Annotated in this window: 13 protein-coding genes; 9 read left to right on the forward strand and 4 right to left on the reverse strand. The window is 70.1% G+C overall.

What is annotated here, in order from left to right:
* Positions 1-2: 2 nt before the first annotated feature.
* Complete coding sequence (locus FFS52_RS00390; protein ID WP_137808479.1) at positions 3-1,202, reverse strand: polyprenyl synthetase family protein; 1,200 nt, start codon at positions 1,200-1,202, stop codon at positions 3-5.
* An 11-nt stretch (positions 1,203-1,213) separates the two neighbouring features.
* Between FFS52_RS00390 and FFS52_RS00395 the strand changes: the two genes are divergently transcribed.
* Positions 1,214-2,191, forward strand: a complete 978-nt coding sequence (locus FFS52_RS00395) for a methylenetetrahydrofolate reductase (RefSeq protein WP_058251700.1) — start codon at positions 1,214-1,216, stop codon at positions 2,189-2,191.
* A gap of 51 nt (positions 2,192-2,242) precedes the next feature.
* Here FFS52_RS00395 and FFS52_RS00400 read toward each other — a convergent pair whose 3' ends face one another.
* The 3 genes from FFS52_RS00400 to FFS52_RS00410 all read right to left on the reverse strand — a co-directional run bounded on the left by FFS52_RS00400 (position 2,243) and on the right by FFS52_RS00410 (position 5,570).
* Positions 2,243-3,208 (reverse strand): DUF3153 domain-containing protein, encoded by a 966-nt coding sequence (locus FFS52_RS00400; protein WP_065632288.1) that lies wholly within the window; start codon positions 3,206-3,208, stop codon positions 2,243-2,245.
* Positions 3,209-3,273: 65 nt separating this feature from the next.
* Entirely contained in the window at positions 3,274-4,893 is a 1,620-nt protein-coding gene (locus tag FFS52_RS00405; RefSeq protein ID WP_137808480.1) for an NAD(P)/FAD-dependent oxidoreductase, read from the reverse strand.
* Positions 4,894-4,895: 2 nt separating this feature from the next.
* The gene (locus tag FFS52_RS00410) at positions 4,896-5,570 is read right to left on the reverse strand and encodes a GNAT family N-acetyltransferase (RefSeq protein ID WP_137808481.1); all 675 of its coding nucleotides are present in this window, start codon (positions 5,568-5,570) and stop codon (positions 4,896-4,898) included.
* A gap of 365 nt (positions 5,571-5,935) precedes the next feature.
* On the opposite strand from FFS52_RS00410, the gene FFS52_RS00415 reads away from it, so the two are divergent.
* The 8 genes from FFS52_RS00415 to FFS52_RS00450 all read left to right on the forward strand — a co-directional run bounded on the left by FFS52_RS00415 (position 5,936) and on the right by FFS52_RS00450 (position 14,508).
* Positions 5,936-6,409: an SAV_6107 family HEPN domain-containing protein gene (locus tag FFS52_RS00415; protein ID WP_058251704.1), complete on the forward strand. Its 474-nt coding sequence runs from the start codon at positions 5,936-5,938 to the stop codon at positions 6,407-6,409.
* A 166-nt stretch (positions 6,410-6,575) separates the two neighbouring features.
* On the forward strand, positions 6,576-6,977 hold the full coding sequence (locus FFS52_RS00420) for a DUF3040 domain-containing protein (RefSeq protein WP_068970560.1): 402 nt from the start codon (positions 6,576-6,578) through the stop codon (positions 6,975-6,977).
* Positions 6,978-7,497: 520 nt separating this feature from the next.
* Positions 7,498-7,938, forward strand: a complete 441-nt coding sequence (mraZ, locus tag FFS52_RS00425) for a division/cell wall cluster transcriptional repressor MraZ (RefSeq protein WP_058251706.1) — start codon at positions 7,498-7,500, stop codon at positions 7,936-7,938.
* Positions 7,939-8,212: 274 nt separating this feature from the next.
* A complete protein-coding gene (gene rsmH, locus FFS52_RS00430; protein ID WP_137808482.1) occupies positions 8,213-9,199 on the forward strand; it encodes a 16S rRNA (cytosine(1402)-N(4))-methyltransferase RsmH in 987 nt (328 codons plus the stop codon).
* Positions 9,200-9,201: 2 nt separating this feature from the next.
* Positions 9,202-10,068: a hypothetical protein gene (locus tag FFS52_RS00435; RefSeq protein WP_137808483.1), complete on the forward strand. Its 867-nt coding sequence runs from the start codon at positions 9,202-9,204 to the stop codon at positions 10,066-10,068.
* Between the two features lie 109 nt (positions 10,069-10,177).
* Complete coding sequence (locus FFS52_RS00440; protein ID WP_137808484.1) at positions 10,178-12,103, forward strand: penicillin-binding protein 2; 1,926 nt, start codon at positions 10,178-10,180, stop codon at positions 12,101-12,103.
* 276 nt (positions 12,104-12,379) lie between these two features.
* Complete coding sequence (locus FFS52_RS00445; protein ID WP_137808485.1) at positions 12,380-14,026, forward strand: UDP-N-acetylmuramoyl-L-alanyl-D-glutamate--2,6-diaminopimelate ligase; 1,647 nt, start codon at positions 12,380-12,382, stop codon at positions 14,024-14,026.
* Complete coding sequence (locus FFS52_RS00450) at positions 14,023-14,508, forward strand: UDP-N-acetylmuramoyl-tripeptide--D-alanyl-D-alanine ligase (protein WP_137808486.1); 486 nt, start codon at positions 14,023-14,025, stop codon at positions 14,506-14,508. The genes FFS52_RS00445 and FFS52_RS00450 overlap by 4 nt, the downstream gene beginning before the upstream one ends.
* The last annotated feature ends 28 nt before the right edge of the window (positions 14,509-14,536 follow it).

Consider the following 14,536-nt stretch of genomic DNA (forward strand, 5'->3'; position numbering starts at 1 on the left):
GCTCACGCCTGACGGTGCGCGACGCGATGGGCGACCGCGATCAGCTCGGCACGGATGTCGTCGCCGATGTCGGCGGCGTCGAGCGCGGTCAACGCCGATCCCAACAGCTCGTCGATCGAGTTCTCGACCTCGGCCACCGCGCCGAGCGCGACGAAAAGATCTCGCGCGGAACCCAATTCGTCGCTGTCGAGCCGGCGGCCGAAGTAGGAGCGCAACCGCGCGCCGAGGGCCGGGTCGGCCGCATCGGCGCGTTGCAGCGCGATCGCGCGCAGGGCCGTGTGCTTGTCCGAGACCAGATCGTCCCCGGACGGTTTACCCGTGCGTTCCGGATCGCCGAAGACGCCGAGCAGATCGTCGCGGAGCTGGAAGGCGATGCCGAGGTCGTGCCCGATCGCACGCAGCGTCGACACCAGCTGCTCGGACGCACCGGCGAGTCGCGCACCCAGCTCGAGCGGTCGCGCGACGGTGTAGGCGGCGGTCTTGAACTCCATCACCCGGTAGGCGGCCTCGGTCGAGTCGTCGCCGCCGGCCTCGTTCACGATGTCCAGGAACTGGCCGCCGAGCACCTCGGTCCGCATCGCCGCCCACGTCGCGCCCACCTCCGCGGGCAGCGGGTGGTCGCCGTCCCTGCCGGTTGAGCGGTCCCCGCCGGTTGAGCGGTCCCCGCCGGTTGAGCCTGTCGAAACCCCCGGCCGGTGACCGTGGACCAGGTCGTCCGCCCAGGCGAGCGCGAAGTCGCCGGCGAGGATCGCGGCCGCGACCCCGTGGGCGCCGGAGTCCCCGGCCCACTCCGCGCTCGCGTGCCGCGACTCGAACTCCCGGTGCACGGTCGGGTGCCCGCGCCGGGTGTCCGACCGGTCGATGATGTCGTCGTGGATCAGGGCGCAGGCCTGCACGAGTTCGAGTGCGGCGCAGACGCGCAGCGCGTCCCGCGGGCCGGGGGCGTCGTCCTCGGCTGCGGCCCCGGCGACGGCACGGTCCGACGACGACGTCCCGCAGCGCCACCCGGCGAAGGCGAAGACCGGTCGGATGCGTTTGCCTCCTCGCAGCACGAACTCCCGGATCAGTTCCGCCGCCTCACCGACCACCGGTGCGATCGCGGCGGCGGCCGGGACGGCGTCGTCGAAGAAGGCGCGTAATTCGGCCTCGACGGCGCCCGGAACCGCATCGAGCGAGGTGGGCGTCGGGATCGTGGAGGTCACCCTGCCAGGCTATGCGACCTGCTCCGTACACTGTGCGGGTGACCCCAACCGCTCCCGCACCCTCGATCGTCGAACGCCTGTCCGCTCCGCACCGCGGCCCGGTCCCGTTCTCGGTCGAGTTCTTCCCGCCGCGTGACGCCGAGGCCGAGTCCCGGCTGTGGCGGGCGGTGCGCATCTTCGAGCGGTTGTCCCCGGCGTTCGTCTCGATGACCTACGGTGCCGGCGGTTCGACGCGGGATCGCACGGTGCGCATCACCGGTGAGCTCGCCGCACAGACCACGCTGCTGCCGGTGGCCCACCTGACCGCCGTCAACCACAGTGTCGCGGAACTGCGCGCGCTCGTCGGTGCCTACGCCGACCAGGGCATCACCAACATCCTCGCGCTTCGCGGCGATCCGCCCGGCGATCCGCTCGGCGAGTGGGTCGCCCATCCCGACGGCGTCGAGTACGCCGAGCAACTGGTCCGGCTCATCGACACCCTCGGCGACTTCCACGTGGGGGTGGCGTCGTTCCCGGAGACGCATCACCGGTCGCCCGACATCGAACACGACACCCGCACTCTTGTCAGCAAGTTGCGGGCCGGGGCCGAGTACTCCATCACCCAGATGTTCTTCGACGTCGAGCACTACCTGCGGCTGCGCGACCGGGTCGCGGCCGCCGACCCCGAGCAGGGACTCAAGCCGATCATCCCGGGCATCATGCCGGTCACGTCGCTGGCCACCGTCCGTCGCATGGTCGAGCTGTCGGGTTCGGTGATCCCGCCCGACGTCGAGGAACGCTTCGCCAAGGCCGCGGGCAACGGCGCCGAGGAGGATCGTGCGTCGGTCCGTGCCGTCGGCATCGACTTCGCCACCGAGATGGCACAGCGACTGGTCGCCGAGGGTGCGCCGTGTCTGCATTTCTGCAGTCTGAACTTCGCCAAGGCCACGACGGAGGTCCTGGGCCGACTCGGCGTGGACGTCGACGCCGCGCTGCACGTCCCGGCCTGAACGGCCGAAGCTGTTCCGCCGGACCGGTGTCGGCGCCGGTCCGGCGCGGCATCATGTGCCCGCGGGTGGCTTTCGATCCGCGGGCGGCGTTGCCGATGACGGACCCGACACGGGATCGGCGGCAGCCGCGAGTCCTTCACCCGAGATCGACGAAGGGTTTGTCTTAGCCGCCACCGGACGTCCGGGCCGCGGTCCGCGATACCGCTTGGAGTAGGCGATCCGGACGATCACCAGGACGACCACGACGCACAGCAACGCGACGAACCACGACCAACTGCTGACCGCGGCGGTCGCCGGGTCCGGATAGGTGGCATCGGCGCTGAAGTCCGACGGTTCACCCGGAGCGGGGGTCCAGGTCACGGTGGACTCGCCGACCTGCTCGCCGTTCGTCGCGGTCACCGGACCGCCGAAGGTGACGGTCAGTTGTACGTAGTCGCGGTCCGGGACCAGCTCGGTCAGATCGGCGTCGCCGCGGAACCGCACCACCTCCCCGCTGCGCTTGGCGGTGAGATCCATCGTCAGCGAGGTGTCGCCGTAGGCGTCGGCCACGATGTCGCCCAGTTGGGCGAACTGCCCCGCGGTGAGATCGCTGAACGACGCCCGCGTTCCGACGCGCGTGGCGGGATCGTCCTCGTCGGGGTTCTCGTCCGCGCCGGCCTCGTCGTTTCCGGCGGGCTCGGAGGGTGAGGGGGATTCGGCCGTGTTCTCGGGTCCGGCGCCCGGAGACGACGGCGCGTCGGGACGATCGGGCACCTGTTTGTAGTCGGTCACCGAGACCTGCCCCATCATCGACTCGGGGAGGTCGAACTGCGGTGTCCCGCGCGGATTGTCCGGGGTGGTCGCCACGACGACGCTCCCCGAGTAGCGATCTCCCACCGTCGTCGACCGTTCGAGACAACCGGCCATCAGCGGGGAGAGAGCGACGAGAGCGACGGCCACCGCGGACGGCAACAGGCGCCGGGCTCGGCGGGACCCGGGCGCACCCGGTACGGGATTCGACGAACGCACGGTGCTCATCGTGCCAGACCCCGGCCGGACCGCGGGGCACCCGTCACACCGCGCCGCGTCGGGTGTCGGCGGTGTCAGGGCCGACGGCCGAGACCCCGACGCCCGCGTCGCAGCGCCAGGTGGGCGGCGATGTAACCGCTCGCGCCGGTGACACCTCCGCCGGGGTGAGTCGACGCTCCGGCGAGGAGCAGGCCGTCGGCACCGGGGACGCGGTGTCCGGCGAGGTCGGGGGTGGGACGCCACATGAACATCTGGTCGATGGACATCTCGACATGCATGATGTTGCCGCCGATCAGGCCCAGCTCATCGGCCAGATCTCGCGGCGTCTGGACGTGCCGATGCGCGACCGACTCGGCGAAACCGGGCGCGTGGCGGTCCACCTCGTCGACGACGGCCTTCGCGGCGCGGTCCGCCGCGGCCGGCCAGTCGCCGTCGGCCAGCCGGTACGGATGCCACTGTGCCCAGAGATTGATGACGGAGCGGCCCGGGGGCGCGAGCGTCGGATCGATCGCCGAATAGCTCATCGCGACCACGGCCGGGCGCGGCGGGAGCTCGCCCACCGACGCCGCGGCATGGGCTCGGGTGAGGTGGGCGCGGTCGGTGACCAGCAGTCCGAGAGCCGAATGGACGCCGTGCTCGGGCAGGTCGCCGGGCAGCCCCTGGTAGTCGGGCAGGCCGGTCGTCCCCAGGCGAACCGCCATCCCGATCCCGCTGCCCACGACGATGGTGCGTCGCCACCGGTCGATGACGCCCGCGTCGAAACCGCCGGCGGCGAGGAGGTCGAGCGTGGTGAGCACGTGGCAGGCGTGGATGACTGTTGCGGCACAACGGGATTGACCCGTGCTGGTGAGCACCCGCCAGTGGTCGCCGCAGCGGGCGACGGAGACCGCGGGGTCGCCGCAGGAGACACGGCCGCCGTCCTGGTGGATTCGGTGCACGAGGGCCTCGGTGAGTGCGCCGCTGCCCCCGATCGCGCGTCCGGGCGGGATTCGGTGCATGAGTGCGGCGAATCCGATCATCGGCGCCGTGCCCGGTGCGCTCATGGGCGGTCCGGACTGGGCGCCGAACCACGCGAGTCCCGCCTTGAGCTGTTCGGACTCGAAATACTCGTCGAGGAGGGAATCGCCGGAGGCCATCAATTCGGCGGTCAGGTTCAGCACCCGGCCGCCGCGCCGGCCGAACAACCCCGTGCGTGCCGTGGTGGCGGTGCCGCCGAGCCCGCCGAAGGCCCGGCCGAACTTCCCCATCGTCGCGGGTTGGTAGAACGCATCCATGACCGCCCGCGCCCGCGGCGTCCACGTCTCCACGAAGCGTCGATATGCGGCGGCATCGGCTGCACCACAGGCGTTCTCGATGGAAGCGCACGTCGCGTCGAGGTCGGTGCGGAAGACGATCGGCGGGGCGGTCGCGGTGGCCGGGACGAACGCCCACGGATCGCAGTCGATGTAGCGCAGGCCGTGCGCGGCGAGGTCGAGGTCGTCGAGAACGGGGGAGTGACGGATCATCAGATGCGACGACGACCCCCGGTCGACCCGATGTCCGGGGAACCGTTCGACGGTGGAGACCGCGCCGCCTGGGATGTCGTCCCGCTCGAGTGCCTCCACATCCCGTCCGGCCTGTGCCAGGTAGGCCGCGGCGATCAGGCCGTTGTGGCCCGCGCCGATGACGACGGCGTCACGCCGTGTGCCGTGCATCGTCAGCTCCCGGTACCGGCGCGGCGGGCGGCGGCCGGGGGTTGCAGTTCCAGGGGGAGCGGACGGCCGAGGAACGCGAACGGACGCGGATCGCCGGTGAAGGTGAAGTGGCGCAGGACGTCGGTGAAACCCATCCGCCGGTACAACGACCACGCGCGGTTGTCCTCGGCGGGGATCTCCGGGGTCGACAGCAGCACATGGCGTTCGGGCCGGTCGGCCAGCAGCCGGGCGAGGAGCCCCTGGCCGATACCTCGGCCCTGAGCGGTCGGGTGGACGTGCAGCTCGGTGAGCTCGAAGTAGTCGCGCGCGATCGCCTCGACCGTCTCGGGCGGTCGGCCCGTCTGGCGGAGTCCGAGCCGCAGCTGCTGGTTCCACCATTGACCGGTCGCGCCGGTGTAGCCGTAGGCGATGCCGACGAGCAGGTCGTCGGGTCCGAAGCCGACCGGCGGACCGACCCGGCGCCGCGCGGCCGGCATGGTCCGCGCCTCGTGTGGGGTCACCGTCTCGACCGCGCCCATCGCACGCCATCCGGGCCGCGCGATGTGTTCGCGCCAGAGCCCGGCCCGATGGATCTCCGTACCGCGCGGATAATTCATCGCGGTCACGTAGATCTCCAGGGCCGGCTCGAGCCAGGCCCGGGCGTCCTGGCCACTCAGGCTCACCAGGCGGATGGTCAACGGATTTCCGTTCTCTGCATCGTTCGTCCTGCGTCGTCGACCTGTAGACGAGGTCGGCTGCCGCTGGGGCGGGCCGCCCTCTGCCGGGGGCATCGCGTCGCAGGCCACTTCCGGGAATTGTCCTATCGATGATGCACACTCGGCAGGAATCGGCCCGCAGGTGGTGGCGTTGTACTCCCCGGCGGGGGTTTCGGGTCACAGATGTCTTGAACGCCGACGCCGGGATAGCTATATTGAACGTGTCGAACGGATGTTCGATGAATGTGCCTCCGCAAGCTGTTCGCGTTCATCCGACGACACGGTCCGGCGGCGGACGAGGGAAGCGTCTGCCGCCGGACACAGCCCATACGCACGAGGAGGACGACATGGCCAGACACCGCAGCGCCACGGCTCTCACCCACGCGGCGCCCGTCGACCCGGTGATGGTCGGTCGAGCGCGCGATCTCCTCGAGCGTGCACACGTGCTCTTCGACAATGCCGACGGCGTCGACGACGACGTCGAGCGGTTCCGTCAGCTGTACCTCGTTGCCCTCCGCGCCTCGGGCGCGGCCCTCGCCGTGCACGAACCGGTCGGGACCGTGCGGCGCAGGACGTCGAACGCCTGGACCCGCATCGGTGTGGTCGCCCCAGAGCTGGCGCCGATCGCCGCCCGGTTCGCCGCGCTGTCGCCGGTTCGGATGAAGATCGAGTCCGGGATCATCCGCACGATCGACCCCGACAGCGTCGCCGGCATGCGGCTGCTCGTCCTCGACTTCCTGCGTCGGGTCGAGACGATGGTCATCGCCTACGAGCAAGGAAAACTCGGTGCCGAAGCGCCGCAGATCGGCGCGACGGCGTGAATCCGGCCACACTTTGCGGTTTCTGGCACCGCCCGGTCGTCGGCAACAGCGAGTAATGGTGGTCGCGGTCGATTTCACCTCGTATCATGGGACGATATAGGCGCAGACGCCTTTCCGGTCGCGGGTGACCTTCGTCGGCGTCACGGATCAGTGAGAAGGAGGGTCGGTGCCACTTTCGGAGCACGAGCAACGCATGCTCGAACAGATCGAGAGCGCGCTGTACGCGGAAGACCCCAAGTTTGCGTCCAGTGTCAAGCGTCGGCGCCTTGGGAAGTCGAGCGGTCGTCGTCGCCTGCAGGCGGCAGCGGTCTTCGTCGTCGGCCTGGTGATGCTGGTCGGCGGACTCATCGTCAACATCAACATCGGCGGATTCCCGATCGTGAGCCTCCTGGGCTTCCTGGTGATGTTCGGGGCCGGCCTCTTCGCTCTCTGGGGAGACAACAACACCGCCGAGGCGGGCTCGTCGTCGACCAGGTCCGGCAAGAAGCAATCGGGGTCGTCCGGCGCCAAGCGCAAGCTGTCAGAACGCATGGAGGAGCGATTCAATCGCCGGTTCGAGCAGGAGTGATCCGCTGATCCCGACTCCGCGTTCGTCGATCGGCTGACCGACTCCCGCAACTTCGCATATTCGACTGAGCCGCGTGCCTTCGGGCACGCGGCTCTTTCATGTCCTCGATTGCTCTCCAGAGCACGCTGAACGGATCCGGGCGCACGGTCGACGGGATCGAACGCCCGGTCAACGGTCCTCGCGCTTCCATACTGGCGATCCCCACTTCTCGCCACCGGCGATCCCCACTTCTCCCCACCGGGTCGCCCCACTTTGCCCCACTAGAGGATTTACGCCTGGAATTCCCGCCTCTCGGACCTCATCGGTATCTCTGGTCACACGCTGGTTGCCCTTCTTTCCGCCCATGACGCGCCGGCGACACGCGCGTTCATCGTCATCTTGAGCTCTCTGAACTGGGAATTTGCTGTCGGTGGGTGAATGCGGGGGCGGTGGGGGTGGAAAGTGGTGGAAAGTGGGGTACTGTGGCATCACTGGGTGAGGCGAGATACGACGCGGAACCCGGTGGGCAGGAGGTGTCGACGTGTCCGTGCGATTCGTCGGTACCTACACGCCCAAATTGGACGACAAAGGGCGGCTCACGTTGCCCGCCAAGTTCCGCGATGCACTGGCAGGAGGGGTAGTGGTCACCAAAGGCCAAGATCACAGCTTGTCGGTGTACCGGACCGAAGAGTTCGACGCGATAGCCGCTCGGATCGTCGAGGCGTCTCGGAACGACCCTGATCTGCGCGCGTTCCAGCGAACGTTCTTCGCCGGTTCGGAAGAGCAGCGACCGGACGGTCAGGGCAGGATCAGCCTGTCCGGCGACCATCGCGTGTACGCGGGGTTGTCCAAGGAGTGCGTGGTGTTCGGCAGCTTCGATCACCTCGAGATCTGGGACTCGGCCGCATGGAACGAGTACCAGACGCGGCACGAGGAGAACTTCTCGGCCGCCAACTCCGCCGCGCTGAACGCGGTGCTGTAGCCGGAGGACCGGCCCGCCACACCGCCGAGACAGCAACACCAACGACAGCAACCGACCAGAAACCGACCGAAGAGACAGCAACCGATGGGCGAGTTCGGTGCCCAGCGGCTTCGGGTGGCACGAGGCCCCGGCCCGGTGGCGACCCTGGCGTACTTCCCCAACGCCAGGTGCGTGATCGGGTCGGGACCCCGCTCCATCCGACCGCCTGCTCTCGCCGACCCGAGGCATCCGCCCACCGCCGATACCGCATACATGCCGATGGGGGGTCTTCATCATGGTCGATGCCGAGGACGAACCGCGTCGGTCCGGCGAGTTCGGCCACATCCCCGTCATGGGTGCGCGCATCGTCGAACTGCTGGCCCCCGCGCTGGATTCCGACGATCCGCGCGTCTTCCTCGACGCCACGCTCGGCGCGGGCGGGCACAGTCAACTGGTTCTCGAGTCGTTCCCGAACGTCCGCGTGGTCGGCATCGATCGGGACGCCTCGGCACTCGAGATCGCCCGCGAGCGCCTGGCGTCGTACTCCGACCGGATCTCGCTGCACCAGGCCACCTTTCACGAGATCCGCGACGTGATGGACGCAGCGGGGGAGTCGGTCATCGATGCCGCACTGTTCGATCTCGGGGTGTCGTCGATGCAGCTGGACCAGGCCGGACGCGGTTTCGCCTATGCGGTGGACGCGCCGCTCGACATGCGCATGAACTCCGACGACCCGCTCACCGCCGCCGACGTGCTCAACACGTACTCGCACGGCGAATTGGCCCGTGTGCTCTCCGATTACGGGGAGGAGCGCTTCGCCGGCCGGATCGCCTCGGCGGTCCTGCGGGAGCGGGACAAGGAGCCCTTCACGACCAGCGCGCGTCTCGTCGAACTCCTCTACGACGCCATCCCGGCCGCCACCAGGCGGACCGGCGGGCACCCGGCGAAGCGGACGTTCCAGGCGCTGCGCATCGAGGTCAACCACGAATTGGACGTCCTGCGTGAGGCTCTGCCGGCTGCGCTGGACGCGCTCGCCGTGGGCGGACGGATCGCCGTGATGAGTTACCAGTCTCTCGAGGATCGGATCGTCAAGCGCGAGTTCGCGACGCGCACATCGTCCACCTCACCTCCCGGGCTCCCGGTCGAGTTGCCCGGCACGGCACCGGAATTCCGTCTCGTCACGCGGGGCGCCGAACGTCCGGACGAGAACGAACTGGCCACCAACCCGCGCTCGGCGCCGGTACGTGTCCGCGCGATCGAACGAGTCGAGAAGAAGGGCTGAGCATGACCATCCTGCACGAGGCCCCGTCGCGGTCCGCCGACGACGAGCGCGATTCGCGACGGTCACGCCGAACCCGCATCGAGTCCGAACGTGCGACACGATCGCGGGCCGCCCAGCGGGCGCTCGACCGTCGACACCGACGCTCCGCGGCGGGTCGTGCCACGCCGCCGCGTCGTACCGGCGGCGGACTGTCCATGACCGGGGTGTCCCTGCGAGAGCGACTGCAGCACACCCCGTTTGTCGTGCCGGTGATCGCGCTGCTCGTCCTCGGACTCGGTCTCAGCCTGTGGTTGTCGACCAAGGCGGCGCAGGACTCCTACAAGCTGGGAATCGAGCGGACGCAGAACCAGTCCCTCATCGATCAGCGCGACGCGCTCAAGCGCACGTACGAATCGGGCAACTCGGCGCCTGAATTGTCCGACAAGGCAGCACGTCTCGGCATGATCCCCGCCGACAACCCCGCTCGGATGATCGTCGACGACCCGCGACGCCCGCGGGTGGTGGGCAAGCCGGAGCCCGCGTCCGGGCGTCCGATGGGGAGCCTGAATCCCGATACCGCACCGGATCCCGCGGAATCGATCGACCCGAGCCAGGTCGACGACTCGATCGGGCTGGGCGGTGGATCGGGTTCCGCGGGACCCGAGGCGGGTGGGACGTCCACGCCGCAACCCGCACCGTCGCAACCCACATCGTCGCAACCGGCATCCGGCGAACCGGCGGCCGGCGGACCGTCTCCGTCGCAGACCGCACCGCCCGGCGCGAATCCGCTCCCGTCCGGTGCGAGTCCGGCTCCCTCCGGGGCCGGTGCCGTGCCCCCGGCCGCGCCGTCGGCCCCGACTCCGGCGCCGAATGTGGTGCCCACCCCGTGAGTTCGCCCCGATCCGCGCTTTCGAAGTGCGCTGGATCTCCGGCGCCATCTCCAACCCGCCGGGGTCAAATCCGGGGTAACCACGTTGAAGCGGTGAACAATTGACGACCATGACACGTGCGACCTTCGAGCGGCTCGGCGCCGGCCCGTCGCGTCCGGGACGCCGGCCCGGGCGTGGACCCGGAGCGGGGTCGGGAGGATCGGATCGGAAGGGGCCCGGCGGGCGGAACGGCCGTGGGCCGCAGGGTTTCGTCTTCCGTGCGCGCGCGGCCGGCGTGGTGGTCCTGCTGGTCGTTCTCGCCGTCGCGGTCAAGATGATCGTCGTCCACACGGTGCAGGCGAGTTCGATCTCTGCCGAGGCCGCACAGCAGCGCGAGTACACGCAGGTCCTCACCGCCAAGCGCGGTGCGATCCTCGACCGCAACGGGCGCCCGCTGGCCTACACCGACGAAGCGCGGTCGTTGACGTTCCTGCCCAAGGCCGTTCGCAAGACGATCGAGGAAGAGCACCGCAAGAACCCCGCGCTTCCCGGCGTCGAGACCAGGCTCGAGGAGATCGCGAAGGGGGTGTCGGTGGCCCTCGGTGGTTCGATCAGCGAGGAGGATCTCCTCGAGAAGGTCACCGGCGAGGACACTTTCGTGTACCTCGCGCGGTCCGTGAGCCCCGACGTCGCGTCCCGGATCACCGAGGACTTCCCGGAGGTCGGTGCCGACCCGCAGAGCATCCGCCTGTACCCGGGTGGGTCGCTGGCGGCGAACGTGGTCGGCGACGTGAACTACGACGGCAACGGACTCATCGGGCTCGAGGCGTCGCTGGACTCGATCCTGTCCGGGACCGACGGCTCGCGGACCTACGATCGGGGATCGGACGGGGCCGTCATCCCCGGCAGTATGCGCAACGTGCATCCGGCTCTCAACGGGGCGACGGTGCGCCTCACCCTTGACTCCGACATCCAGTGGTTCGTCCAGAGCCAGGTCATGAAGGCCAAGCAGGCATCGGGTGCGCAGGGCGCGTCGGCCGTGGTGCTCGATGCCAAGACCGGTGAGGTGCTGGCGATGGCGAACGACGGGACGTTCAACGCATCCATCCCGTTGTCCGAGCAGCCCGATGCCGAGCTGGGCAACCCCGCCGTCACCTCTCCGTTCGAGCCGGGGTCGGTCAACAAGCTCATCGCCGCCGCGGCCGCCGTCGAATACGGCATCACCCGGCCCGAGACGGTGCACCGCGTTCCGGGCAGCATCCGGATGGCAGGGGTGACGGTGCGCGACGCCTGGGAGCACGGGGTCGAGCCCTACACGACCACCGGCATCTTCGGTAAGTCGTCGAACGTCGGCACCCTGATGCTCGCGCAGCGGATCGGTGAGGAGCGCTTCGCCGACATGGTCAAGAAATTCGGTCTCGGTCAGCGAACCGGGGTCGGCCTGCCCGCGGAGAGCGCGGGAGAGGTTCCCGCCCTGAGTCAGTGGTCCGGTGGCTCGTTCGCCAACCTGCCCATCGGACAGGGCCTTTCGATGTCGCTGCTGCAGATGACCGCGATGTACCAGGCGATCGCCAACGACGGCCTGCGCATTCCGCCGCGCATCCTGGCGTCGGAGCAGCGGGACGGGTCGGCGCCCGACGACCGGGCGCGGCCCCAACCCGTCCGGGTGGTGAGCGAGTCCACCGCCCGGACCGTCCGGGACATGTTCCGGTCGGTGGTGCAGGACGACCCGACCGGTGAGCAACAGGGCACCGGGACCAAGGCGGCCGTCGACGGCTACCAGGTGAGCGGCAAGACCGGCACCGCGCAGCAGGTCGATCCATCCTGTGGGTGCTACTCGAACTCGCGGTACAACATCACGTTCGCGGGCATCGCCCCGGCCGACAACCCGCGCTACGTCGTCGGGATCATGCTCGACAATCCACGGCGCAGTTCCGACGGGTCGGGCGGTCAGTCGGCGGCCCCGCTGTTCTCCACCATCACGTCGTGGATGCTCCAGCGCGCCCAGGTGCCGCTGTCCGCGCCGACGCCGCGGCTGACCCTGACCGCGCGGTAGCGCCCGCGGCGCCCGTCGCCGATCGGCCGGGCACCCGGACAGGTGCGGCCACGGGCGCACCGTGTGCCGTGGCGTCGGGACGGGTCGGTATCGTGAGTGCGATTCTGCGCCTCCCGACGAGGCACCGACGCACCTCGCGGCACAGCCCGGTCCGACGTCCGAACACCGACACCCGTACCGAGCAGTCCCGCACGACCAGCACAGTCCCGAGGAGCGAGCATGTCCGCTCGCCCGTGGGAAACGCCGAGAGAAGAACCGAGGAGGCGAGGAGCACCGATGGCGTCTCGTCGACCATCACCCGACCGGAGTGGCGGACCCATCCGTCCGCGTGAGGTCGCGCCGACACCGGTGTCCGTGTTGTCCACCGCCACCGGGGCCCGACTCGACCTGGTCGGCGGCGCCGACGCCGAGACCCAGGTGACCGGGGTCGTCCTGCGGGCGCAGGACGTACGGTCCGGTGACCTGTTCGCCGCTCTGCCCGGGGCCAGCACGCACGGCGCGAAGTTCGCCGATCAGGCCGTGGCGGCCGGTGCGACGGCCATCCTCACCGACCCCGCCGGCCGGGCCGAACTGGCTCGCGTCCTGCCGCCGGAGACGGCCGTCGCGGTCCTCATCCATCCCGTTCCCCGCACGGTTCTCGGCAATGTCAGCGCCCGCGTGTACGGCAATCCGTCCCAGCGACTCAAGCTGATCGGCATCACCGGCACGTCGGGCAAGACCACCACGTCCTATCTGGTCGAGGCCGCCCTGCTGGCCGCCGGGCACTCGGTAGGGCTCATCGGCACCGTCGAGACCCGCGTGAACGGCGTCGCCCAACCGAGTTCGCTGACCACGCCGGAGGCGCCGACCCTGCAGGCCCTGCTCGCGGCGATGCTCGAGGACGGCGTCGACATCGTCGTCATGGAGGTGTCGAGTCACGCGCTGGCGCTCGGTCGTGTCGACGGTGCGCACTTCGCGATCGGCGCGTTCACCAACCTCTCGCAGGACCATCTCGACTTTCACCTCACCATGCGCGCCTACTTCGACGCGAAGGCTCAGCTGTTCGTCCCGTCCGCCCCGACGCATGCGGTCCGGGCGGTCGTGTGCGTCGACGACGAGTGGGGTCGGCGGATGGCCGAGCTGGCCCGGCGGCCGGGCGAGGCCGCCCATCTGCAACCGGTCCTGGTGTCCACCGGACCGACGCCGGCCCACTGGCATGCTGGTGAGTCGTCGCTCGCCGACGACGGCTCGTCGCGCACCCCGTTCACCGAGCCGGACGGCGAGCACGAGCTCCTCATCCCGTTGCCCGGCCGGTACAACGTGGCCAACGGGCTCCTGGCCGTCGCCGTGGCACACGCCGCCGGGGTGCCGGTGCCGACCGCGCTCGAGGCGGTCGCGTCGGTGAGCGTTCCGGGACGCCTACAGCGCATCGATCGTGGACAGCCGTTCCTGGCCCTCGTCGACTACGCCCACAAGCCAGGCGCGATCGAGGCGGTGCTGGCGACACTGCGCGGGCAGACGACCGGACGGGTGGCCATCGTCGTCGGTGCCGGCGGCGATCGCGACACCGGGAAACGGCCGCTGATGGGGGAGGCGTCCGCGCGCGGTGCCGAACTCGTGGTCGTGACCGACGACAATCCACGTACCGAGGACCCGGGTGCGATCCGGGCCGAGGTGCTTGCCGGTGCACAGGCCGTGCCCGGAACCGAGCGACCTCGCGGCGCCGAACCGATCCGGGAGATCGGCGATCGCGCCGCCGCGATCGAGGCGGCCGTCGCCTGGGCACGACCCGGCGACATCGTGCTGGTCGCCGGCAAGGGACACGAGGCAGGACAGGAGATCGACGGCGTGAAGCATCCGTTCGACGATCGGGAGGTCGTCGCCCGTGCGCTCGAGTCCCGGGCAGCCGTCGCTCCGGGTGCGGTCGCGGAGGGCGAACGATGACCACCGGAGCGGTCACGGTCATCCGCGGCGATGCGCCGGTGTCGGTCGACGACGCCCGCCGGCTGATCCGGCGCCTCGCCGAGTCCGCCGGCGCCGGCCGCACCTGGGCGGTCATCGCCGAGCTGGCCTCGCCGGCCGACCTGACCGAGAACCAGCGCGTCGTCGAACACGATCTGCTGGGTCGCCTGGCGGTCCGGCTGGCCGTCGACAAGACTCTCTGCGTGGGGGATTCACGATCGGTGCACGCGCTGCACCAGGGCGCGGTCATGGAGGGTTCGTGGGGTGACGAGGCGCGCATCGTCGAGTCCGTCGACGCCGCCGCCCGACTCGCCGACACAGAACCGGACTGGCGGCCCGCCGCCGGCGACGTCATCCTGCTGGCCGCGGCCGGCGCCGATCTCGACTCGGTGATCACCGCGTGGTCCGAGCGGGGCGGATGGCGGGTCGTCGACGCCCCGGCCGGCGACGAGGCGGCACCGTGAGCGCTCGCGCGGGCGTGAGTGGGCCGAC

This window comes from Gordonia sp. ALPHA1B1 (assembly GCF_005502615.1).
Classification (GTDB): Bacteria; Actinomycetota; Actinomycetes; order Mycobacteriales; family Mycobacteriaceae; genus Gordonia; species Gordonia hongkongensis.

Bases quoted from the DNA above. Each gene is read 5' to 3' on its own strand.
- FFS52_RS00395 (WP_058251700.1), top strand. From the start codon at position 1,214: ATGCGACCTGCTCCGTACACTGTGCGGGTGACCCCAACCGCTCCCGCA.
- FFS52_RS00400 (WP_065632288.1), bottom strand. From the start codon at position 3,208: ATGAGCACCGTGCGTTCGTCGAATCCCGTACCGGGTGCGCCCGGGTCC.
- FFS52_RS00405 (WP_137808480.1), bottom strand. From the start codon at position 4,893: ATGCACGGCACACGGCGTGACGCCGTCGTCATCGGCGCGGGCCACAAC.
- FFS52_RS00415 (WP_058251704.1), top strand. From the start codon at position 5,936: ATGGCCAGACACCGCAGCGCCACGGCTCTCACCCACGCGGCGCCCGTC.
- rsmH (WP_137808482.1), top strand. From the start codon at position 8,213: ATGGTCGATGCCGAGGACGAACCGCGTCGGTCCGGCGAGTTCGGCCAC.
- FFS52_RS00435 (WP_137808483.1), top strand. From the start codon at position 9,202: ATGACCATCCTGCACGAGGCCCCGTCGCGGTCCGCCGACGACGAGCGC.
- FFS52_RS00440 (WP_137808484.1), top strand. From the start codon at position 10,178: ATGACACGTGCGACCTTCGAGCGGCTCGGCGCCGGCCCGTCGCGTCCG.
- FFS52_RS00445 (WP_137808485.1), top strand. From the start codon at position 12,380: ATGGCGTCTCGTCGACCATCACCCGACCGGAGTGGCGGACCCATCCGT.
- FFS52_RS00450 (WP_137808486.1), top strand. From the start codon at position 14,023: ATGACCACCGGAGCGGTCACGGTCATCCGCGGCGATGCGCCGGTGTCG.